Consider the following 23,092-nt stretch of genomic DNA (forward strand, 5'->3'; position numbering starts at 1 on the left):
CAAAACAGCCTTTTCCCACACGTACTCTTTCCCCACAAGAACGCCAATTGGAAGCAACTGTGATCACCACCCAAGCCTTCCCGACCATAAGGGCCATCCAGCGCAGTGCCTGGAACGACTGTTTTCCGGGGGCATTGGAGGACTGGGACTACTACGTCGCCGTGGAAAACGCCGCCATGGATGATTTTCAGTGGCGCTACCTCGCGGTTTACGAAGATGGAACGTTGGTGGCGGTCGCGCCGGCGTTCATCACCCATTACCGCCTCGACACTACGGTGTCCGGCGCGGGCAAGCGGTTGACCGAGCGCCTGGAGCGGCTGTGGCCTGGCGTCCTGCAATTGGGGCTGTATGCCATCGGCTCGCCGGTGGCCGAGCGCTGTGATGCCGGTTTTGCCGGTCACGTTCCCACGTCGCGCCGCCCGCTGTTGCTCAAGCACGTGCTGGACGTCGCGCGCCACGATGCCGATGACTTCGGTATCGGCCTGGTGGCGGTCAAGGACGCGCCGAGCAACGATTCCCACTGGCTGGAGAGTTGTCGCGCGGCCGGTTTCCAGACCATGCCGAGCCTGCCCACCGGTGTGCTGCCGTTGCCCTATGGCTCGGTGGACGCCTACCTCGGCTCCCTGGGCAAATCCACCCGCAAGGACCTGCGCCGCAAACTGCGTGCGCCGGGCCCACGGGTGGAATGGCGGCGCAATATCGATGACGTGCTGCCCGAGGTCATGCGCCTGTACGAGGCCACGCTGAGTCGCGCCGAGTTGCAGTTCGAACGCTTGCCCGCGAGCTATTTCACCGGTGTGCTCGAACGCCTTGAAGCACGGGCGGTGTGTGCGCTTTACTGGGTGGACGAGCAATTGGTGGCTTTCAACTTGATGCTGGTGGACGAACACCGGCTGGTGGACAAGTTTTTCGGGCATGACGTGGCGTTCAGTCGCGACTACAACCTGTATTTCCGCAGCTGGCTGACCAACGTCGATTACTGTATTGAGCACAACATTGCGCTGTACGAGTGCGGCCAGGCCGGGTATGCCAGTAAGCTGCGCCTGGGCTGCGAGTTCCAGGGCAACAATGTGTTTTTTCGCCACCGCAACCGGCTGGTCAACGGCCTGCTCAAGCTCGTAAAACTGTTTATTCGACCGGACCGTTCCGACCCTGCCATGGCTGCTGCGATAAGCGAAACCTGATGATCACCAAGACCCGCCAGAAAGCCCGCCCCTTCGCCATTTCACGCTGGAGCGTCCAGCGCAAGCTGGTGCTGGCGTTCTGGTTGGTCAGTGTCATTCCCACCATGATCGCCGCGGAGCTGGCGGCCACCACGCTGTCGCAGATTTTCGACAGCAACGTACGCATCTGGCTGCAGGAGTCGACCAAGATCGTCAAGGACGAGATTGGCGACATCCTTCATGACAACGCGCGCATGGCCAAACTGTTCCTGCGCTACACCAGCCCGCCTTCCAGCAAACAAGCGGCCAAGCACGACCGGTTGACGGCGGATATCGCCGATGCCACGGATATCGACGTGGTCGCACTGATCCGCGTCAGCGACCACAAAACCGTGTTCAGCACCGCCTCCGACGACATCGTCAAACAGATCAGCCTGACCAGCAATGCGGTGTTGCAGACCGTGCAAGTGGCGGGGGTGAGCACCGGTATTGTGGTCTCCACTTTTGACACCACCCAGGACGGCGTCGACTACCAGTTGTTGGTGGCCACCTACCTGGACAGCAGCTTCCTCACCAGCGTGGCCGATGTGCATTCCCTCGACCTGCGCCTGTACCTGGCCAACCCGGACGGCTTCTCGGAAATCTTTTCGACTCAACGTTTCGAGGACCACCCGTCGCGCATTCCCAAGAATGTCGAGACTGCCATGCGCGCCACCCGCCAGCCCAGCGAGCAGTTCACCAATAACTACAGCGGCTTGTACTGGCCGATCTTCAGTGATGCCGGTGACCTGCAAGGCGTGATTTTCAGCGGCCTGTTGCGCCACACCAGCCTGGTGGGGCTGGTCAACCAGAGCAATCTGTTCGTGCTGATCTTTTTGCTCAGCTCGGCGCTGTCATTGGCGGCGGGGGTATTGGTGTCACGTCGCCTGACCCGGCCGTTGCGGGATTTGTCCCAGGGCGTGGGCGCGGTGATTTCCGGCAACTACACCCACCGCGTGGCGGTCAGCGGTGGCGACGAACTGGCGCAATTGAGCAGCACCTTCAACCACATGACCGAGCGCCTGGGGGAGTTGCATCACCTGGAGGCCCAGTTGCGCCGCCGTGACCGCCTGCACGCACTGGGAGAAGTGGCCATGGGCCTGGCCCACGAGATCCGCAACCCTCTGGGTATTATTAAAACCGCCACTCAGTTGCTGCACCGCCGCGCCGACTTGCCGGACAGCGACAAACGCCACCTGGAATACGTGATCAGCGAAGTCAGCCGCATCAACGAATTGATCACCGAGTTTCTCGACTTCGCCAAACCCAACCCGCCGCTGCGCGTTTTGCAGGCGGCGCGCCCGCTGGTGGAGGAGATCCTCGGTTTTTGTGCGCCGGAACTGGCGAGCCATAACATTGATGCGCAGCTCGATGACCAGTCCCCTGGCGCGACGATCTATGCCGATGCCAAACAACTCAAGCAGGCCTGCCTCAACCTGATTCTCAACGCCATCGACGCGATGCCCGACGGCGGACGCCTGACCCTGGCGATTCGCACGGTCGATGCCAACACCGTGATCAGCATCGCCGACACCGGCCAGGGCATCGCCGCCGAGATGGTCGAGCGCATCTTCACGCCCTTTGTCACCACCAAGGCCTCGGGTACGGGGTTGGGGCTGGCTAAAGTCTATTCGATCATGGAAAGTCACGACGGCAGCATCGAATGTGCCAGCGAGAAGGATGCAGGCGCCACCTTCAGCCTGTACATTCCGGCGATTGGCGAAGACGACGAGGACACGCATGACGCATAACATTCTGGTGGTCGACGACGAACCCAAGCTGTGTGACCTGCTGGCATCGGCCCTGGGCCAGAACGGCGTCCAGGTGTTCATTGCCGGCAACGGCCTGCACGCGCTCAAGGTGCTGGAGCAGGAAGACATCGATCTGGTGATCAGCGACTGGCGCATGCCGGGCATGGACGGGCCGGCGCTGCTGGCCGAGATCAAGGTGCGTTACCCGCATGTGCCGGTCATTGTGATGACCGCCTACAGCACCGTTAAAAATGCCGTGCAGTCGATGCGCAACGGCGCCTACGACTACATCGCCAAACCGTTCGACATTGACGAGCTGGACATCACCGTGGCCAAGGCCCTGCAGTTTCGCGACATCATGCGCGACAACGCACGCTTGCGCGCCGAGTTGGACGCCCATGCGCAGTTCGACAGCCTGGTGGGTGACAGTCCGGCGTTTCGCAAGGTGCTGCAAGCGGTGGACTCGGTGCGTGACAGCAGCGCCACCATCCTGCTGACCGGTGAAAGCGGCACCGGCAAGGAAATGGTCGCCCGCGCGATTCACAAGCACGGCAGCCGTGCCGACCAACCCTTCGTGGCGGTCAACTGCGCGGCGATCCCCGAAGGCCTGCTGGAAAGCGAGATGTTCGGCCATCGTAAAGGTGCGTTTACCGGCGCCGTGGCCGACCGGGTCGGACGCTTTATGCAAGCGGACAAGGGCACGTTGTTTCTCGACGAAGTGGGCGACATGCCCCTGGCCCTGCAAGCCAAAATCCTGCGCGCTTTGCAGGAGCGCGTGATCGAGCCGGTGGGCGACCCTCGCGAGCGCAAGGTGGACGTGCGGGTGATTGCGGCCACCAACAAAAACCTGTTGGACGCGGTGGCCAACAAGGAATTTCGCGAAGACCTGTATTACCGCCTCAACGTGTTTCCGATCCCGCTGCCGGCCTTGCGCGAGCGCGTGGAAGACATCGCGCCGCTGGCACGCCACTTCGCCCACACCCTCAGCGCCACCGCCGGCAAGCGCATCACCGGCTTCAGCCCCGAGGCTTTGCAGGCGATGGCGGCCTACCACTGGCCGGGCAATATCCGCGAGCTGCAAAACTGTGTGGAGCGCGCGACCATCGTCGCGGCGTCACCGGTGATCGAAGACATCGATTTGCCGGGTTACCTGTTTGCGTCCAAACCGAGCGGAGAGGGCGGGGCGGCGGCGATCCTGAGCGAGGGGCCGGGGATTCCACAGGACCTGGATGCGGCGCTGGCGGAGGTGGAGAAGGCTTATATTCTGGCAGCGCTGCAGGAGAGCAATGGGGTGCAGGCAGCGGCCGCGGCGAAGATCGGGATCTCGGAGCGCAGCTTTTGGTATCGCTTGAAGAAGCTGGGGATTCAGGTGGACAAGATCGTCCGCTGAGTCAGTCGGGACAAAAGCGGGGGAGCGTGGTGGGTCAGGTGTGGATGCGCACCCAGATGCTCACCAATAGCGTTGCGGCCATCAGCCAAGCGACCGCCGCGATCGCTAAAGACGCCTCCAGCCGCATCCGGTCCACCATCACATACAACGTCGCCAAATACACAAAGTACGGAATGATCGACCACATCCCGAACAGGATCGTGGTCTTCAAGTCTTCTACCGAGCGGCCCTTGCCGACGATGTAGTGGGCGATCAGTGCGAAGGTGGGGAACAGCGGCACCAAGCCTGCGATGTAGTAGTTTTTGGTCTTGGCCAGCGCCGCCAGGATCAGCACCACCGCCGCGCCGAGGGCGGCCTTCAGCAATAAATCCATCAGTGGCCCAACCCGTATTTCTTGACCTTGTCGAACAGGGTGGTCTTGGCCATGCCCAGTTCCTGGCTGGCCTGGGTCAGGTTGCCGCCGCTGCGTTGCAGGGCGTCGCTGAGCAGGTTGCGTTCAAAGGCTTCCACCGCTTCGGTAAAGGCCAGGCCGTGGCTGCCGCTGCTGGCGCCGCTTTTCTTGAAGGCGGGCAGGCCCAGGGCGAAACGCTCGGCGACGTTGCGCAGTTCGCGCACGTTGCCGGGCCAGTCGTGGCTCATCAGGCTGGACAGGGTCTGGTTGTCCAGCTCCGGCACGGTTCGGTCAAAACGCAGGGATGACTGCTGCAGGAAGTGTTCGAACAGCTGCAGAATGTCTTCACGGCGCTCGCGCAGGGGCGGCAGTTCCAGGGTGACCACATTGAGGCGGTAATACAGGTCGCTGCGGAACTGGCTGGCGCGGCTCAGTTCGTCGAGGTCCGATTTGGTGGCGGCGATCACTCGGCAGTCCACGGCCACGCTTTGGTTCGAGCCCAGGCGTTCCAATGTGCGTTCCTGCAACACCCGCAGCAATTTGATCTGCAGGTTGATCGGCATGCTTTCCACTTCATCGAGGAACAGCGTGCCTTCGTGGGCGTGTTCGATCTTGCCGATGCGCCGCTTGCCCGCGCCGGTGAAGGCGTTGGCTTCGTGGCCGAAAATCTCGCTTTCGAACAGGTTCTCCGGCAGGCCACCGCAGTTGAGGGCGACGAACTGGTGCGCGTGGCGCCGACTGAAATCATGCAGGCAGCGGGCGACCAGTTCCTTGCCGGTGCCGGTTTCACCTTCGATCAGCACGTTGGCCGAGGTGTCGGCGACGTTGGCGATCAGTTCGCGCAGGTTCTGCATGGCCGGCGAGCGACCGATGATGCGGCCTTCCAGGGAGTCACGCTCGGCCAACTGGCGGCGCAGCGACCAGACTTCCCGCGCCAGCCCGCGTTGTTCGAGGGCGCGCCGGGCGACCTCCACCAGGCGTTCCGGGGAGAAGGGTTTTTCCATGAAATCGTAAGCGCCATTGCGCATCGCGCCGACGGCCATGGAGATATCGCCATGCCCGGTGATCAGCACCACCGGCAGGCTTTTATCCAGGGCCTTGAGGCGGGTGAGCAGCTCCAGGCCGTCGATGCCCGGCAGGCGAATATCGCTGATCACAATGCCGGCGAAGTTCTCGCCGATGCGCTTGAGCGCCTCTTCGGCACTGCCCACGCCCACGCTGTGGATGTCTTCCAGGGCCAGGGCTTGCTGGCAGCCGAGCAGCACATGGGGGTCGTCTTCGACGATCAGCACGGTGAGGTCATTGGCAGGGGCTGTCGCGTCTATATTCATGTCGACTCAGCTAAATGAGCGCCCGCCAACGGCAGGCTCAGGACAAAGGCGGTACCACCACTGGCCGGGTGTTCCACGGCCAGATTGCCGCCGGTGGCGGCCGCGAGGCTGGCGGACAGGGTGAGGCCAAGGCCCAGGCCTTGCTCACCGGGTTTGGTGGTGAAGAACGGTTCGAACAAATGCTTGCGCGCCTCGGGGTCGATGCCGTGGCCATTGTCGCGTACGCACAGGCGATATTTGCCTTCGTTGCTGCTGCCTTCCAGCCAGAGTTCGGGGGCCGGTTGCGCCTGCATGGCGTCGAGGGCGTTGCCGATCAGGTTGACCAGGATCTGCTCCAGGCGTGTCTGGTCGATCTGCAATTGGGCCGGTGTGAAGTTGCGATGCAGGGTCAGCGGCAGGCTGTCCAGGCGCGCGCCGAGCACCTGGAACGCGGCGTCCACGGCCTTGACGAGGCTGGCTTCGCCCTGATCATCGCCGCGCCGGGCGAAGGAGCGCAGGCTGGCGGTGATGCGGCCCATGCGGTCGATCAGTTCGTTGATGGTCTTGAGGTTGGCGCTGGCGGTGTCCAGCGCACCGCGCTCGAGGAAGCGCACGGTATTGCCGGACAAGGTGCGCAGCGCGGCCAGCGGTTGGTTCAGTTCATGGGCGATGCTGGTGGACATCTGACCAATGGCCGCAAGTTTACCGGCCTGTACCAGTTCGTCCTGGGCACGGCGCAGGGTTTCTTCGGCCTGGCGGCGTTCGCGGATCTGGCCCTTGAGCCGTTCGTTGCTGGCGCGCAGGTCGGCGGTGCGTTCGGTGATGCGTCGCTCCAGCTGGCTGTTGGCTTCCTGCAAGGCTTCCCGCGCGGCGAGGCGGGTGGCGATGACCTTGCGTCGCTCGTTCCAGGCAATCAGCAAGAAGGCCACCAAGCCAAAGGCTACCGCCACCAGGATGCCTTGGTTGATGGCGGCGCGGCGCAGGTCGTTGAGCGGGGTGAGCAGGGTAAAATTCCACGGTGTGTCGTTGAGCGGGCGGGTTTGCGCCAGGTAACTGACTTCGTGCTCGTCGTTGACCACTTCGCTGTTGGCCGGGAAGGTCAGTTTTTCGCTGCGTTCGTTCAGGCGCTCGCGGGCCAGGGGTTCCAGCTCGTTCAATGTGGCCCAGTAATATTGCAGGCTGTGGGCCAGACGTTCTTTGGTCTCATCGCTCAGCGGTCGCACCGCCTTGAGACGGCGCGCCGGGTCGCTGGAGAGGATGATGATGCCGTTCTCGTCGCTTACAAAGGCTTCGAGACGCGCACGTTGCCAGCGTTCTTCCAGGGCTTCGAGGCGCACTTTGACCACGGCCACGCCGATGATCTTGCCGTGCTCTTCCAGGCCGTGGGCCAGGTAGTAGCCAGGCTCGCCGTTGGTACTGCCGATGCCGTAGAAGCGCCCGGGACGGCCGCGCACGGCGTTCTGGAAATAGGCGCGAAAGGACAGGTCTTCACCTTGGTAACTGTCGGCATCGCGCCAGTTACTGGTGGCCAGTACGCGACCGGTGGTGTCCATCACGTAGATGGCCCGGCTGCGACTGCGTCGGTTCAGGCCTTCGAGGTAATCGTTGACGGTTTGCCGCACGCCCTGGTCCGGCTCGGCCAGCAACTGCGAGACGCTGGACTCCAGCTCCAGCAGGCTGGGCAGGTAGGTGTATTTGCTGATTTCACTTTCGACGGTGCGGGCATGCAGCTCCAGCTGGCGTTCGCCATTGTCGCTGAGGGTGCGGATGCCGTAGTACTCGCTGATCCAGAAGCCGATATAACCCAGGCCGATCATCAGGGCGATGATCAACGGCGGCAGGAACAGTTGGCGAATCAGACGAGGTTTCACGGCAAGTGATGGCGGTGCGGCGCGAAATTGGTTGGGGTCGCATTTCATCACAGATGCCTTGGGTCAACCAGAGCTGCCAGGTGGGAGGGGGCTTGCCCCTCCCACATTGGCCATGTTTCTACAGTGGGAGCTGTCTGGTACTTAGTGCTGCAGGATTTTCTCGAGGAAGTGCTGGGCACGTTCGGAGCGGGCGCTGATGTCGCCGAAGAACTCTTCTTTCGGGCAGTCTTCGATGATCTTGCCGGCGTCCATGAAGATCACGCGGTCGGCCACTTTGCGGGCAAAGCCCATTTCGTGGGTCACGCACATCATGGTCATGCCTTCCTGGGCCAGTTGCACCATCACGTCCAGCACTTCGTTGACCATTTCCGGATCCAGGGCCGAGGTCGGTTCGTCGAACAGCATGACGATCGGGTCCATGGCCAGGGCGCGGGCAATCGCCACCCGTTGCTGCTGACCGCCGGAGAGTTGGCCGGGGTGCTTGTGGGCATGTGCCGACAGGCCTACGCGCTCAAGCAGTTGCAGGCCTTTCTTGGTGGCCTCTTCCTTGCTGCGGCCCAACACCTTGATCTGCGCGATGGTCAGGTTTTCGGTGATGGTCAGGTGCGGGAACAGTTCGAAGTGCTGGAACACCATGCCCACGCGCGAGCGCAGTTTCGGCAGGTTGGTCTTCGGGTCGGCGATGGAGGTGCCGTCGACTACGATGTCACCTTTCTGGAACGGTTCCAGCGCGTTGACGCACTTGATCAGGGTGGACTTACCCGAGCCCGACGGCCCGCACACCACGATCACTTCGCCTTTTTTGACATCAGTGCTGCAATCGGTCAGCACCTGGAAGTCGCCATACCACTTGTTGATGTTCTTGATAGAGATCATACGGCAAACCTTTTTTGCAGACGCTTGACCAGCAGCGAGGCGGAAAAGCTGATGATGAAGTAGACGACACCGGCGAAGATCAGGAACTCATTGGAGCGGCCGATGATGTCGCCGTTGGAGCGGGCGGAGTTGAGGAAGTCCACCAGGCCCACGGTGTAGACCAGCGAGGTGTCCTGGAACAGGATGATGCTCTGTTGCAGCAGCAACGGGGTCATCTTGCGGAACGCCTGGGGCAGGATGATCAGGCGCATGGTCTGGCCATAGGTCATGCCCATCGCTTGCGCCGCGCCCATCTGGCCCTTGGGGATCGACTGTACGCCGGCCCGCACGATCTCACAGAAGTACGCAGCTTCGAACATCATGAACGCCACGACGCAAGAAGCGAACGCACCGATCGGGGTGTCTTCACCGGTGATCCAGCGCAGCACGAAGGGTACCGCCAGGTAGAACCAGGTGATCACCAACAGCAGGGGGATCGAACGGAAGTAGTTCACGTAGGCGCCGGCCAGGCGCGACAGCAGTTTGTTGGACGACAGGCGCATCAGCGCCAGGATCGTGCCCAGCGCGATACCGCCGACCACGCCCATGACCATCAGCTTCAAGGTCATGACCATGCCGTTCCACAGGCCTGGGAGGGCGGGGATGATGCCGCTGAAATCGAGTTCCATTATTTACCCCCCACGGAGATCAGGCCCGGCACTGCGACTTTCTTCTCGACCATGCGCATCAGCAGCATCAGGCTCATGTTCAGGGTGAAGTAGATCAGCGTGGCCAGGGTGAAGGCCTCAAACAGGTTGGCCGAGAACTCGGCGGTCTGCTTGGTTTGCGCCAGCAGCTCCATCAAGCCGATCAAGGACGCCACGGAGGAGTTCTTGAACACGTTGAGGAATTCGGAGGTAAGCGGCGGAATGATGATGCGGTAAGCCTGAGGCAGCAGCACGTTCCAGTAGATCTGCGGCAGCTTGAAGCCCATGGCGCGCGCAGCAGCCTCTTGGCCCCGTGGCAGCGCCTGGATACCGGTGCGCACCTGCTCGCACACACGGGCGGCGGTGAACAGGCCCAGGCACACGACGACGCTCAGGTAGGCCGAGGTGGTGGGGTTCAGGTCTTGTTTGTACCAGTCCTGCAGGTTCTGCGGCAGCAGGTCGGGTATCAGGAAATACCAGATGAACAGCTGAACCAGCAGCGGCACGTTACGAAACAGTTCCACGTAGCAGGTCGCGATGCCCGCCACGATACGGTTTGGCACGGTGCGCATGACCCCCAGAATGGAGCCCAGCAGCAAGGCGATAATCCATGCCACGACAGCGATGGCGATGGTCCAGCCCAGGCCGGCGATGTACCAGTCGAGATAAGTCTCGCTGCCAACGCCGGTGGACTTGAAGAACACGCCCCAGTCCCAGTTGTAATTCATTAGGGTCTCCCCTCGAAATCGATCGATGTACAAGCACCCGCTTGGGGAAAATCCATTCCCGCCTGACGATGAGCGTCAGGCACACGCGATCGGCTCGAAAACCGCCAGGTCGAGTGTTCCAAGTTAAAGCCAGCAGGTAGTAACAGACGCCTGAGGAAGGGTTGGCTCCCCCAGGCGATAAGGTTAGTCAGGAATCAGATTTTTACGTCAGGCGCCGGCTTGTCGGTCGGGTTCTTGATCAGTTCCTTGACCTTGTCGCTCATCGGGAAGTTGAGGTTCAGGCCTTTTGGTGGGATCGCGGTTTCGAACCACTTGGCGTAGATCTTGTTGATCTCGCCGGATTTGTACAGGCCCACGATGGCGTCATCCACTGCCTTTTTGAAGGCTGGGTCGTCTTTACGAACCATGCATGCGTAGGCTTCGAACGACTGGGGAGTACCGGTGATGATCCAGTCCGCCGGCTTCTTGGCCTTGGCTTCTTCACCGGCCAGCAGGGCGTCGTCCATCATGAACGCAACGGCGCGGCCGCTTTCGAGCATCTGGAAGGATTCGCCGTGGTCTTTGGCGGAGATGACGTTCATGCCCATCTGCTTGTCGGCGTTCATCGCTTTGATGATGCGCTCGGACGTGGTGCCGGCGGTGGTTACGACGTTCTTGCCTTTGAGGTCGGCGAAGTCGGCGTAGCTTGGCTTGCCATCTTTATCTTTCTTGACCAGCAGACGGGTGCCGATTTCGAAGATGTTGGTGGTGAACGCGACTTGCTGGGCGCGTTCGGCGTTGTTGGTGGTGGAACCGCACTCGATATCGACGGTGCCGTTCTGGACCAACGGAATACGGGTCTGCGAGGTGACCAGGTTGTACTTGGCCAGCAGATCAGGTTTGTTCAGATCTTTTTTCAGGGCTTCAACGATGGCCAGCTGAATGTCGTGGGAGTAGCCCACCGGTTTGCCCGAACCATCCGCGATATAGGAAAACGGAATGGAACTGTCGCGGTGCCCGAGGGTGATGGTGCCGGAGTCGTTGATTTTCTTCAGTGTGCCGGTGAGTTCGGCGGCAAAAACTGGAGTGCTGATCAGAGCAGCAGCGATAGCTGCGCCCAGGATATGGGGAACGATGCGCATCAATACTTCCTCGACATTTGTTTTTTTTATGAAGCCGGCTAAACGGCTCTGTTGTACAGCGAATGCCCGTGACGGCTCCTGAGGCATCTCAGGCAATCGTCCAGAAGTGTAGAGCATGAGTCGTGCCAGACCGGATGCAAAAGGTTAAATCTATGATTTATATCGATATTAAATTTGTATGACGAGAATTCGGCAGCTCGGTGGTCCGGCAAACCGACCAATCGAGGCTGTGGCGTTCGGAAAACCGAATAGCACCCTGTACAAAAAGCCCCTGGACCTCACGGCACAGGGGCTTTTGTAGGAAGAGGCTTTCAGGCAGCCTGGGTCTTGCTGCGATTCTGCTCAACCTTTGACAGGTAACGTTGCAGGTTGTCCTGTTCCTGCTCGGTGGTGGACAGGCCGAGCTTGGTACGCCGCCACAGCACGTCCTGGGGTTGGGTGGCCCACTCCTCGGCGCACAGGTAGTCGACTTCGCGGGTGTACAGGCCACCACCCAAGTGGTCGCCGAGGTCAGCCAGCGATTGCACGCCTTCGAGCAGACGCCAGGTTCGGCTGCCATAGGTGGTGGACCAGCGGCGCGCGATGTCGCTCGGTACCCAGTCGAATTTGGCGCGAATGGCCTCGACCAGGGCTTCTGGTGTGGTCATGTCTTCACCGCCCGGCAGGCTGGCGTTGCCGGTCCAACTGGGGCGCATTTGGGTGAAATACGGCGCCAGTTGGGCCATCGCCGATTCGGCGAGCTTGCGGTAGGTGGTGAGCTTGCCGCCGAACACCGACAGGATTGGCGCTTCGCCGGTACCACCGGACAGCGACAGGGTGTAGTCGCGGGTGATGGCAGAGGGGTTGTCCGACTCGTCGTTGCACAGCGGGCGCACGCCGGAGTAGGTATGCACGATGTCGTCGCGGCTCAGTTGCTTTTTGAAGTGCGCGTTGACCACCTTGAGCATGTAGTCGGTTTCGCCTTCGGTGATCGCCACTTTCGCCGGGTCGCCGGTGTATTCGCGGTCCGTGGTGCCGATGATCGTCAGGTCGTCCAGGTACGGAATGGTGAATACGATGCGCTGATCTTCGTTCTGCAGGATGTGTGCGTGGGCGCCTTCGTACAGTTTCGGCACGATCAGATGGCTGCCCTGGATCAGGCGGATGCCGTAGGGAGAGTCCAGCTTGAGGTCGTCCTTGATGAACTTGGCGACCCATGGGCCTGCGGCGTTCACCAGTGCGCGAGCGCGGATCGAAAACAGGCTGCCGTCGGCGCGTTCCATGTTCATGTCCCACATGCCGTTGCTGCGGTGCGCGCTGACGCAGCGGGTCTGGGTGTGGATATGTGCACCTTTTTCGCGGGCGGCCATGGCGTTGAGCACCACGAGACGTGCGTCATCGACCCAGCAGTCGGAGTATTCGAAACCCTTGGTGATTTCGCTTTTCAGCGGGCTGTCTGCGCCGAACTTGAGGCTTTTGGAGCCGGCGAGTTTTTCGCGCTTGCCCAGATGATCGTAAAGGAACAGGCCGGCACGAATCATCCACGCCGGGCGCAGGTGCGGACGGTGCGGCAATACAAAACGCATCTGCTTGACGATATGCGGCGCCTTGGCCAGCAGCACTTCGCGTTCGGCCAGGGCCTCGCGCACCAGGCGGAATTCATAATGTTCCAAATAACGCAGGCCGCCATGAATCAGCTTGCTGCTGGCGGAGGAGGTATGGCTGGCCAAGTCATCCTTTTCGCAAAGGAATACCGACAAACCGCGACCGGCTGCATCTGCTGCAATGCCGACGCCATTGATCCCGCCGCCGATTACGGCAACGTCATAGACTTCGGCAAGCGGTGGAGCAGGCAAGGTAGAAGGGTTCATCGGCTGGCCTCGCGATCTTTTCGTATTGGAATTCGAACATTAATGTTCATTTGCGAAAATGGTAGCTGATAAATGCGGGCACAGCCAGCTGACTTCGATTGAAAAAACTGATCGAAGGGCGGGAAAAGGAAAATTTATGAACATGGGCCTGGGGAAGGCTCAAGAAAAAGGCGCTGGATAAATCGCCATCGGGGGTAAACCACCGATGGCTTCCGGGCGGGCGTTACACGACTTCCAGACGAACCTTGTGTTGATTCAACAACTGCACCAGCGCCGGCACCGGCTCCTGGTCAGTCACCAGACAGTCCACCAGGCTGATCGGCCCCAGGCGAATCATGGCATTGCGCCCGAATTTGCTGGAGTCGGCCGCGAGGATCACCTGGCGCGCATTGGCGATGATCGCCTGGGAGACCCGCACTTCCTGATAATCGAAGTCGAGCAGGCTGCCGTCCTCGTCGATACCACTGATGCCGACCAGGGCAAAGTCGACCTTGAACTGGTTGATGAAGTCGACGCTGGCCTGGCCGACCACGCCGCCGTCACGCCTGACGTTACCGCCGGTGAGCAGCACGTCGAAGTCGTCCTTGGCGCTGAGCATGGTGGCGACGTTGAGGTTGTTGGTGATGATTTTCAGGTGGTTGTGGTTGAGCAGCGCACGCGCGATGGATTCGGTGGTGGTGCCGATATTGATGAACAGCGAGGCGTGATCGGGAATTTGTGCGGCGATGGCTTCGCCGATGCGCTGTTTCTCGTCGCGCATCTGGTCGGCACGCATGGCGTATGCGGTGTTTTCGACACTGGAGTCATAGGCCGCGCCGCCGTGGTAGCGGCGCAGCAGATTGGCGTCCGCCAACTGGTTGATATCGCGGCGGATGGTTTGCGGGGTGACAACGAACAGCTGCGCCATTTCCTCGATACTGACGTAGCCGCGTTCGCGGACAAGTTCGAGGATTTGTTGCTGGCGGGGAGGCAGATTCATGGGGCGTCCTTTGGGCTGCCATACAAAAGTGGCCCATGATGACCCAGGAATCGGCTCCCTGCCAGTTACAACCCTAAGCAGGTCCTGCGCATGGCTTATTCGGCGCCTTCGTGGGGCTCCCAATCGCGGGTGCGGCTGACCGCTTTTTGCCAGCCAGCGTAGAGTTTTTCTTTGGCCGCTTCATCAAGTTGAGGTTCGAATTCGCGCTCGATCACCGCCTTGCCACGCAATTCATCCAGGCTGCCCCAGAAGCCGCAGGCCAGCCCGGCCAGGTAGGCAGCGCCGAGTGCCGTGGTTTCGCGCATTTGCGGGCGCTCCACCTGGGTGCCGAGGATGTCGGCCTGGAATTGCATCAGGAAGTTGTTGGCCACTGCACCGCCGTCCACCCGCAGGGCTTTGAGGCGTTCACCGGAGTCCTGCTGCATGGCGTCGAGCACGTCGCGGGTCTGGTAGGCAATCGACTCCAGGGCTGCGCGAATAATGTGATCCACGCGTACGCCGCGAGTCAGGCCGAACAGCGCGCCACGGGCGTAGGGGTCCCAGTAGGGCGCGCCCAGGCCGGTGAAGGCCGGGACCAGATACACGCCGTTGCTGTCTTTGACCTTGCCGGCAAAATATTCGGTGTCATGGGCGTCGTTGATGATTTTCAGCTCGTCACGCAGCCACTGCACCGTGGAGCCGCCGTTGAAAACGGCGCCTTCCAGGGCGTACGCCACTTCGCCGCGCGGGCCGCAGGCGATGGTGGTGAGCATGCCGTGCTTGGATTTCACCGCTTTGTCGCCGGTGTTCATCAGCAGGAAGCAGCCGGTGCCGTAGGTGTTCTTGGCCTGGCCGGCTTCAACGCACATTTGGCCGAACAGCGCGGCTTGCTGGTCACCTGCGATGCCGCCGATGGCGATGCCGCTTTTGGTGCGGCCGTAGATTTCCGAAGAAGACTTCACTTCCGGCAACATTTCCCGCGGGATATCGAGGATCTCCAGCATCCTGCTGTCCCACTCCAGGGTGTGGATGTTGAAGAGCATGGTGCGCGAGGCGTTGGTGTAGTCGGTGACGTGGGTCTTGCCGCCGGTAAATTTCCAGATCAGCCAGCTGTCGACGGTGCCGAACAACAGCTCGCCGTTGCGCGCGCGTTCACGGCTGCCTTCGACGTTGTCCAGGATCCACTTGAGTTTGGTGCCGGAGAAGTACGGGTCGGTGACCAGGCCGGTGGTGTCGCTGATGTACGCTTCGTGGCCGTCGCGCTTGAGCTGCTGGCAGATCTCCGTGCTGCGGCGGCACTGCCAGACGATAGCGTTGTAGATCGGGCGGCCGGTGACCTTGTCCCATACCACGGTGGTTTCGCGCTGATTGGTGATGCCGATGGCCGCGACCTGGTCGTGGTGCAGACCGGCCTGGGCCAGGGCTTCGACCATCACCGCGCTTTGGGTGGCGAAGATTTCCATCGGGTCGTGTTCAACCCAGCCAGCCTGTGGGTAGTGCTGGGCAAATTCACGTTGGGCGGTGCACACCACGTTGGCGTCACGATCAAAGATGATCGCCCGGGAACTGGTGGTGCCTTGGTCCAGAGCAATGATGTAGTTCTTATTCTGAAGGTCGGTCATGTCGATTGCCTTGCACGAAAATAAGGAAGTCAGAATCAGCCTGGGCCTCAAAGGGCAGGAGGGCCAGGCCGGCGCTATCAGGAAATACGGGTGTTGCCGTTGACAGCCGTGTCAGGTGTTTCATCTATAGCAGGTGCGGCGCTTGGCAGGTGACGGGCTATCAGCCCGCGGTAGGCCGCCGCGCCAAGGCATGCGCCCACAATCGGCGCGAAAATCGGCACCAGGAAGTAAGGAATATCGCGGCCGCCGGTAAAGGCCATTTCACCCCAGCCAGCGAAAAAGGTCATCAGCTTGGGCCCGAAATCCCGCGCCGGGTTCATCGCAAAGCCGGTCAATGGGCCCATGGCGCTGCCGATTACGGCAATCAGCAGGCCGATCAGCAGGGGCGCCAACGGGCCGCGTGGCAAGCCGTTGTTGTCATCGGTCAGGGCCATGATCACGCCCATCAGTATGGCGGTGATGACCATTTCCACCAGAAACGCCTGGGCCGTGCTCAACAGGGCATGCGGGTACGTGGAGAACACCGACGCCAACTCCAGGCTGGCTTGGGTGCCGCGCACCAGATGGTGGGTTTGTTCGTAATCGAAAAACAGGTTGCTGTAGAGCGTGTACACCAGGGCGGCCGAGCAGAAGGCACCGGCCACCTGGGCGAGGATATAGAACGGCAGTTTGCGCTTGTCGAAGTCGGCGAACAGGCACAGCGCGATGCTGACGGCCGGGTTGAGGTGCGCCCCGGAAATGCCTGCGCTCAGGTAGATCGCCATGCTGACGCCGATCCCCCAGATGATGCTGATTTCCCATAAACCAAAGCTGGCACCCGCGACCTTGAGCGCAGCGACGCATCCGGTACCGAAAAAGATCAGAAGCGCAGTCCCGAGGAACTCGGCCATGCATTGGCTCGAAAGGGAGGGCTGTTGAAGAGCAGTTGTCATGGAAAACCTCGATTGTTGTTCTTGTCTGGCGCACGACCTCAACGGGTTGTTGCGCGATTTTCACCGTGACTTGGATCCCCATCCAAGGCACAGCTTACTGCTGGAATGCTGTGGACATATTCCTACAGCATTCGGAAACGAAAAAATATAGACAAGAATGACCGCTGTCAAAGGTCGAAAGTGAACTATTGGTCACTTTCAAACTATTGGTTTGATGAATGATCACGCTTTGCATGAGCTGGCGTAATTGGATAAATCGCCGCACTAGAGCGTTTTACGTGGGCTTGGCCTAGAATTGGCCCTCTGTTTGCCCCGCCTGGAGACTTCATGACCCCTGCACTGGATTTGTTGAAGAAAGTTCGCGCCGAACATCGCATCCACAGTTATGAACACGATCCCAAAGCGGCCTCGTATGGCGTGGAGGCCGCGGAAAAATTGAGCCTCGACCCGGCACGGGTGTTCAAGACCTTGCTGGCCAGCAGTGAAAAAGGTGAATTGTTGGTGGCGGTTGTGCCGGTCGTCGGAAGTCTGGATTTGAAAGCACTGGCCCATGCGGCCGGCGTTAAAAAAGTTGAGATGGCCGACCCTGCGGCTGCGCAGCGCTCCACCGGTTACTTGCTGGGTGGCATCAGCCCATTGGGGCAAAAGAAGCGTCTGCGCACATTTATCGATGTGACGGCGCAGCCGTTCGCGACGATTTTTGTCAGTGCGGGGAGAAGGGGGTTGGAAGTCGAGCTGGCGGCGAGCGTGCTGGCTGAACATACCCAGGCCAACTTCGCAGAAATTGGCCGGGCATGATGTCGGTTTATACCGGGCTGTAGCGCCGAACGCCGGATTCAGCTTTAGGGATTTGCGCTGCAACGCTGCCTGACGCCTGGAACAGCACCAGGTGTTCGGCGGCGACTCGGATGCCGACGTCGGCGCCCACCTGATGGTCGGCGTGGCTGGGGAAAATCGATTCCAGTTGTGCGCCGGTCGGCAGTTGCAGGCGGTACAAGGTTGATGCACCGAGGAAGGTCTTGCCAACGATCCGCGCTTTCAACGCGCTGTCCGGCGCATACACGATGTCATCCGGGCGCAGCAGCACATCAACCGCGCCGCCGGTGGGCCAGGTGTACGCACGATTGCCGCGCAGGTCACCCAGTTCGGTGCTGACGGACTCGGGCGAACTCAACTGGCCACGAATGAAATAACCCTGGCCGATAAAGCTGGCGACATAGGGCGTCTGCGGTTCGTGATAGAGGTTGTACGGCGTGTCCCACTGTTCAAGCCTGCCTTCCTTGAAAACACCGACCTGATCGCTGACGGCGAACGCTTCTTCCTGATCATGGGTGACCAGGATCGCACTGGTGCCGCGTGCCTTGAGAATGTCGCGCACTTCATGGCTGAGCTTGCGCCGCAATTCACCGTCCAGGTTGGAAAATGGTTCGTCCAGCAACAGCAGTTGCGGTTCCGGCGCCAGGGCACGGGCGAGGGCGACGCGTTGTTGCTGGCCGCCGGACAGCTCGTGGGGGAAGCGCTTTCCCAGGTTCTTCAGGTTGACCAGTTCCAGCAACTCGGCGACCACGCGTTCCTTTTGCGGGTGCTTGCGGATGCCGAACGCAATGTTGTCGGCCACGCTGAGGTGGGGAAACAGGGCGTAGTCCTGGAACACCATGCCGATACGACGTTTCTCCGGTGCCAGGGTAAAACCGGCACTGGAGATCACCTCGCCGGCCAGGCTGATCTCGCCTTCGTGTACCGGCTCAAAGCCAGCAATGGCACGCAGGGTGGTGGTCTTGCCGCAACCGGAAGAGCCGAGCAGGCAACCGATGTCGCCCGCATTGAGGTGCAGATTGAGGTTCTGCACCACCCGTTGGTCTTGATAACCGCACGCCAGATTGCGCAGGTTCAGCAGCAATGGATGGCTCATGCGTGGTGGTACGCCGGCTCGACGAGAAATTCGAGTAAGGCCTTTTGCGCGTGCAGGCGGTTCTCGGCCTGGTCCCACGCAACCGAACGCGGGTCGTCGAGCAGGTCGAGGCTGATTTCTTCGCCGCGGTGGGCAGGCAGGCAGTGCATGAACAGCACGTCCGGCGCGGCCGTGTCGAGCAGGGCGCGGGTGACCTGGAACGGTGCGAACAGGGCCAGGCGCTTGGCGGTTTCGTCTTCCTGGCCCATGGAGGTCCAGACGTCGGTGCTGACCAGATGCGCGCCGACCACCGCGTCCTTCGGATCGCGCAACAGCTGTACGCGACCGTCGGCCTTGGCCAGGAACTCGGCGTTTGGCTCGTAGCCTTCAGGGCAGGCGATACGCAGGTGGAAGTCGAACTGGATGGCCGCTTCTATATAGCTGTTGCACATGTTGTTGCCGTCGCCGATCCAGGCCACGGTCTTGCCCTGGATCGAACCACGGTGCTCGAGGAAGGTTTGCATGTCGGCCAGCAACTGGCAGGGGTGCAGGTCATCGGACAGGCCGTTGATTACCGGCACGCGCGAGTTGGCGGCGAATTCGGTCAGGGTGCTGTGGGCAAAGGTGCGGATCATCACCGCATCGAGCATGCGCGACATTACGATGGCGCAATCGCTGATCGGCTCGCCACGGCCCAATTGGGTGTCGCGCGGCGACAGGAAGATGGCCTGACCACCGAGCTGGATCATGCCGGCCTCGAATGACAGGCGGGTGCGGGTGGATGACTTCTCGAAAATCATCCCGAGCACGCGGTTTTTCAAAGGCTCGAACAGTACGCCGCGGTTACGCAGGTCTTTAAGCTCAATGCCTCGACGGATCACGCTGACCAGCTCTTCGGGCGTGCAATCCATCAGGGAGAGAAAGTGCCTTGCGCTCATCATTAACTACCTTTTTGCAACAGACCGCAGATACTCAAAGCCTTGTTTATTGTGACAACGGGCGAGACCTGCGGCGAAAGCCGCACGGGGCGACGAAATAGGGGGAGGCGCGATATTGACATTAAATGTCGCGTCTTACCAATAGGGCTACGTTTTTAGGGGTGTTCAAGAAGGGCGCTTACGCGCTTTTGAAGACGTTTTCCTGGCAGCAGCGAGCCATTTGTACACTGGCCTCGCAACCTTTTGCAATGCGCGCAGGCGCTGCCGGGCCAGGCTGTGTCGGTTTCAGCGACTTGGCCCGCAGCTTTGTAACATTTGCTCACGCTTGGCCATGGTCTGGCTTGATGCCAGTCGATTCACAGAACGAACGATGCTGGTGCGGTTACGCGGTGCGGCTCATAGTCCGGCCAAAGCCCTATAAAAGAGACTGGCCATGACAGCGACTCTCCACCACCGTGCATGCCATCTGTGTGAAGCCATCTGCGGCCTGACCCTGGAAACCACGCAGGCCGAAGACGGCAGCCTGGCGATAACCTCGATCAAGGGCGATGCGCTGGATACGTTCAGTCGTGGCCACATTTGCCCCAAGGCCGTTGCGCTTCAGGACATCCAGAACGACCCCGACCGCCTGCGCCAGCCGATGCTGCGGGTGGGCACCGAATGGCAGCCGATCCCCTGGGATGAGGCGTTTGCGCTGGTGGCCGAGCGGTTGGCGGACATCCAGGCCCGGCATGGGCAAAATGCGGTGGCGGTGTACCAGGGCAACCCCAGCGTGCACAACTATGGGCTGATGACCCACAGCAACTACTTCCTCGGCCAACTGAAGACGCGCAACCGGTTTTCCGCGACTTCGGTGGACCAGTTGCCCCATCACCTCACCAGCCACCTGATGTACGGTCATGGCCTGTTGCTGCCGATCCCCGATATCGATCACACCGACTTTATGCTGATCCTGGGCGGCAATCCGCTGGCCTCCAATGGCAGCATCATGACCGTGCCGGATGTGGAGAAGCGCCTCAAGGCCATCCAGGCTCGTGGCGGTAAGGTAGTGGTGGTCGACCCACGGCGCAGCGAGACGGCAGTGATTGCCGACCAGCATGTGTTCGTGCGTCCGGGCGGGGATGCGGCATTGTTGTTCGGCCTGCTCAACACGCTGTTTACCGAAAACCTGACCCGTGACAGTCATTTGCCGGTTGAGGGGCTGGACGAGGTGCGCCGTGCAATCGCCGGGTTTACCCCGGAGGCCATGAGCCGCCAGTGTGCGGTGCCCGCCGAGCAGATTCGTCAACTGGCGCGGGACTTTGCCGGCGCGGACAAGGCGGTGTGCTACGGGCGCATGGGCGTGTCGACCCAGGCATTCGGCACGCTCTGCCATTGGCTGGTGCAGTTGATCAACCTGGTCACTGGCAATCTGGACCGGGTGGGTGGCGCGTTGTGCACGACCCCGGCGGTGGACCTGGTGGCGTCCACCGGAGGTGGGCATTTCAACCGCTGGCAGAGCCGTGTTTCCGGCCGCCCGGAGTATGGCGGCGAGTTACCGGTGTCGGCCTTGGCTGAAGAAATGCTCACCGAGGGCGAAGGACAAATCCGTGCGTTGGTCACGGTGGCGGGCAATCCCGTGTTGTCGACGCCCAACGGTCGCCAGTTGGAGCAGGCCCTCGATGGGCTGGAGTTCATGGTCAGCGTCGACCTCTACATCAACGAGACGACGCGCTATGCCGATCTGATTTTGCCCTCCACCTCGGCGCTGGAAAACGATCACTACGACACCACGTTCAATATGTTCGCAGTGCGCAATGTCACGCGCTTCAATCGGGCGATATTGCCCAAGCCAGAAGGTGCGTTGCACGACTGGGAGATTTTTGTCGGTCTGGCAAAGGCGTTCGCGGCACAGACGGGTGTGGCGCTCAAGCCAACCATGCCGCCGGCGCAGATGATCGATTTCGGGCTGCGAGCGGGTGTGTATGGCGAGGCGTCCAGCCATAAGCTGTCGGTGGCGATGCTGGCGGATCATCCCCACGGTGTGGATTTGGGGCCGTTGCAGCCTAACCTGGCCGCGCGTTTGAAAACGCCCGATGGCAACGTGCAGGCGGCACCGGCAGTCATTCTTGCCGACCTGGCGCGCTTTACGGCGCAGCCGGTACCGGAGGCGGACGAGTTGCTGCTGATCGGCCGTCGCCATGTGCGCAGCAATAATTCTTGGATGCATAACTATCACCGGCTGGTGAAGGGCAAGCCTCGGCATCAGTTGCTGATGCACCCCGACGACCTGCTCAGCCGCAAATTGAGCGATGGCCAACGGGTGCGTGTGAGCTCGCGTATCGGCACCGTTGAAGTGGAAGTGATGGCCAGCCTGGACATGATGCCCGGTGTGGTCAGCTTGCCCCACGGCTGGGGACATGGCCGTCCCGGTGTGAAAATGGCTATTGCCAGCGGGCAGCCAGGGGCGAGTGCCAATGACCTGACCGACGAACGGCAGTTGGATGAATTGTCGGGCAACGCTGCATTGAATGGTGTGCCAGTACACGTGGCGGCTGCTTGAGGCGGCGGAGCACCGTGCGGGAATTTTGCGTTACAATACGCCACCGTGCCGACCCGTGAGTCGCAAAGTTCCTGCAGAGGTGTTCCATGGATATCATCGAAACGATCAAAGAGCAGATTGCCAACAACACCATTCTGCTTTACATGAAGGGCGCTCCGAACGCTCCTCAGTGCGGTTTCTCCGCGAAGGCTTCCCAGGCTGTCATGGCGTGCGGCGAAAAGTTCGCCTACGTGGATATCCTGCAAAACCCTGAAATCCGTGCCAACCTGCCAAAGTACGCCAACTGGCCGACTTTCCCACAGCTGTGGGTGGCGGGCGAGTTGGTCGGCGGTAGCGACATCATCACTGAAATGGCTGCTGATGGTTCGTTGCAGTCGTTGATCAAAGACGCAGCGGCAAACGCGGCGGCCAAAACCGACGCCTGATCGGCCTGCAATAAAAAGCCCCGCATCTCATTGAGAGAGCGGGGCTTTTTTGTACCTGTCTGTGCAGGTTTATTCGCCCATCTGCGATTGTAGATAGTTTTCCAGGGTGACCTTGTCGATCAGGCCCAGTTGGGTTTCGAGCCAGTCGATGTGCTCTTCCTGGTCTTCGAGGATGTCTTCGAGCAGTTCGCGGCTGCCGAAATCACCCTGGGCTTCGCAGTGCGCGATGGCGGCCTTGAGGTCGCTGTGGCTCTTGCGCTCAAAGCCCAGGTCACTGCCGATCATTTCCTGGGTGTGCTCGCCGATGTTCAGCTTGCCCAGGTCCTGCACGTTCGGCAGACCTTCGAGGAACAGGATGCGCTTGATCAGCGCATCGGCGTCCTTCATGGCCTTGATCGATTCTTTGTATTCACGCTTGCCGAGCTTTTCCAGGCCCCAATCGTCATACATGCGCGCATGCAGAAAGTACTGATTGATCGCGACCAGTTCATTGGCAAGGATTTTGTTGAGTTGCTGGATGACTGAGATGTCGCCTTTCATGACTGGGGTCCTGCCCTGTATTAGCTGTATATAGGGCGGAGTTTGAGCGGCGAATACCTTAGTGTCAA

20 protein-coding genes are annotated in these 23,092 nt (G+C 60.7%); 6 read left to right on the plus strand and 14 right to left on the minus strand.

Going from position 1 to position 23,092, the window contains the following annotated elements; genetic code table 11:
* Window positions 1-59 precede the first annotated feature (59 nt).
* From PSH59_RS05455 to PSH59_RS05465, 3 genes are read left to right on the plus strand one after another with little or no spacing between them, the layout of a single operon-like run.
* Entirely contained in the window at window positions 60-1,184 is a 1,125-nt protein-coding gene (locus PSH59_RS05455) for a GNAT family N-acetyltransferase (protein ID WP_248075646.1), read from the plus strand.
* A complete protein-coding gene (locus PSH59_RS05460) occupies window positions 1,184-2,953 on the plus strand; it encodes a HAMP domain-containing sensor histidine kinase (protein ID WP_248075648.1) in 1,770 nt (589 codons plus the stop codon). Before PSH59_RS05455 ends, PSH59_RS05460 begins: the two co-directional genes overlap by 1 nt.
* Window positions 2,943-4,343 carry a sigma-54 dependent transcriptional regulator gene (locus PSH59_RS05465; RefSeq protein ID WP_305394498.1) on the plus strand — a complete coding sequence of 467 codons (1,401 nt, stop codon included), beginning with the start codon at window positions 2,943-2,945 and terminating at the stop codon, window positions 4,341-4,343. Before PSH59_RS05460 ends, PSH59_RS05465 begins: the two co-directional genes overlap by 11 nt.
* A gap of 34 nt (window positions 4,344-4,377) precedes the next feature.
* Here PSH59_RS05465 and PSH59_RS05470 read toward each other — a convergent pair whose 3' ends face one another.
* The 11 genes from PSH59_RS05470 to PSH59_RS05520 form a co-directional block, all read right to left on the minus strand.
* Window positions 4,378-4,707, minus strand: a complete 330-nt coding sequence (locus PSH59_RS05470) for a GlpM family protein (protein ID WP_248076027.1) — start codon at window positions 4,705-4,707, stop codon at window positions 4,378-4,380.
* 8 nt (window positions 4,708-4,715) lie between these two features.
* Window positions 4,716-5,996: a sigma-54 dependent transcriptional regulator gene (locus tag PSH59_RS05475; protein WP_248076028.1), complete on the minus strand. Its 1,281-nt coding sequence runs from the start codon at window positions 5,994-5,996 to the stop codon at window positions 4,716-4,718.
* A gap of 65 nt (window positions 5,997-6,061) precedes the next feature.
* A complete protein-coding gene (locus PSH59_RS05480; RefSeq protein ID WP_248075652.1) occupies window positions 6,062-7,963 on the minus strand; it encodes a sensor histidine kinase in 1,902 nt (633 codons plus the stop codon).
* Between the two features lie 93 nt (window positions 7,964-8,056).
* Window positions 8,057-8,791, minus strand: coding sequence for an amino acid ABC transporter ATP-binding protein (locus tag PSH59_RS05485; RefSeq protein ID WP_017526340.1), 735 nt, complete (start codon window positions 8,789-8,791; stop codon window positions 8,057-8,059).
* Entirely contained in the window at window positions 8,788-9,459 is a 672-nt protein-coding gene (locus tag PSH59_RS05490; RefSeq protein WP_305394499.1) for an amino acid ABC transporter permease, read from the minus strand. Before PSH59_RS05490 ends, PSH59_RS05485 begins: the two co-directional genes overlap by 4 nt.
* Window positions 9,459-10,205, minus strand: coding sequence for an amino acid ABC transporter permease (locus PSH59_RS05495; protein WP_122773606.1), 747 nt, complete (start codon window positions 10,203-10,205; stop codon window positions 9,459-9,461). The genes PSH59_RS05490 and PSH59_RS05495 overlap by 1 nt, the downstream gene beginning before the upstream one ends.
* Window positions 10,206-10,399: 194 nt before the next feature.
* Entirely contained in the window at window positions 10,400-11,326 is a 927-nt protein-coding gene (locus PSH59_RS05500) for a glutamate/aspartate ABC transporter substrate-binding protein (protein ID WP_305394500.1), read from the minus strand.
* 311 nt (window positions 11,327-11,637) lie between these two features.
* A complete protein-coding gene (glpD, locus tag PSH59_RS05505) occupies window positions 11,638-13,176 on the minus strand; it encodes a glycerol-3-phosphate dehydrogenase (protein WP_248075665.1) in 1,539 nt (512 codons plus the stop codon).
* A gap of 223 nt (window positions 13,177-13,399) precedes the next feature.
* The gene (locus PSH59_RS05510) at window positions 13,400-14,155 is read right to left on the minus strand and encodes a DeoR/GlpR family transcriptional regulator (RefSeq protein ID WP_027604598.1); all 756 of its coding nucleotides are present in this window, start codon (window positions 14,153-14,155) and stop codon (window positions 13,400-13,402) included.
* Window positions 14,156-14,250: 95 nt separating this feature from the next.
* Window positions 14,251-15,756 carry a glycerol kinase GlpK gene (gene glpK, locus PSH59_RS05515; RefSeq protein WP_248075667.1) on the minus strand — a complete coding sequence of 502 codons (1,506 nt, stop codon included), beginning with the start codon at window positions 15,754-15,756 and terminating at the stop codon, window positions 14,251-14,253.
* Between the two features lie 77 nt (window positions 15,757-15,833).
* Entirely contained in the window at window positions 15,834-16,688 is an 855-nt protein-coding gene (locus PSH59_RS05520; protein ID WP_248075669.1) for an MIP/aquaporin family protein, read from the minus strand.
* A 327-nt stretch (window positions 16,689-17,015) separates the two neighbouring features.
* Here PSH59_RS05520 and ybaK point away from each other — a divergent pair, with 327 nt between their 5' ends.
* On the plus strand, window positions 17,016-17,486 hold the full coding sequence (ybaK, locus tag PSH59_RS05525) for a Cys-tRNA(Pro) deacylase (protein WP_305394501.1): 471 nt from the start codon (window positions 17,016-17,018) through the stop codon (window positions 17,484-17,486).
* A gap of 7 nt (window positions 17,487-17,493) precedes the next feature.
* Here ybaK and PSH59_RS05530 read toward each other — a convergent pair whose 3' ends face one another.
* Window positions 17,494-18,600 carry an ABC transporter ATP-binding protein gene (locus tag PSH59_RS05530; protein ID WP_248075673.1) on the minus strand — a complete coding sequence of 369 codons (1,107 nt, stop codon included), beginning with the start codon at window positions 18,598-18,600 and terminating at the stop codon, window positions 17,494-17,496.
* The gene (gene argF / locus PSH59_RS05535) at window positions 18,597-19,517 is read right to left on the minus strand and encodes an ornithine carbamoyltransferase (RefSeq protein WP_248075674.1); all 921 of its coding nucleotides are present in this window, start codon (window positions 19,515-19,517) and stop codon (window positions 18,597-18,599) included. The genes PSH59_RS05530 and argF overlap by 4 nt, the downstream gene beginning before the upstream one ends.
* 433 nt (window positions 19,518-19,950) lie before the next feature.
* Between argF and PSH59_RS05540 the strand changes: the two genes are divergently transcribed.
* Entirely contained in the window at window positions 19,951-22,059 is a 2,109-nt protein-coding gene (locus PSH59_RS05540) for a molybdopterin oxidoreductase family protein (RefSeq protein ID WP_305394502.1), read from the plus strand.
* An 86-nt stretch (window positions 22,060-22,145) separates the two neighbouring features.
* Window positions 22,146-22,484, plus strand: coding sequence for a Grx4 family monothiol glutaredoxin (gene grxD / locus PSH59_RS05545; RefSeq protein ID WP_248075676.1), 339 nt, complete (start codon window positions 22,146-22,148; stop codon window positions 22,482-22,484).
* Window positions 22,485-22,553: 69 nt separating this feature from the next.
* Here the strand turns inward: grxD and bfr are convergent, their stop codons facing one another.
* Entirely contained in the window at window positions 22,554-23,024 is a 471-nt protein-coding gene (gene bfr / locus PSH59_RS05550; RefSeq protein WP_017526353.1) for a bacterioferritin, read from the minus strand.
* Between the last annotated feature and the right edge of the window lie 68 nt (window positions 23,025-23,092).

This window comes from Pseudomonas sp. FP2309, from assembly GCF_030687575.1.
Lineage (GTDB): Bacteria > Pseudomonadota > Gammaproteobacteria > Pseudomonadales > Pseudomonadaceae > Aquipseudomonas.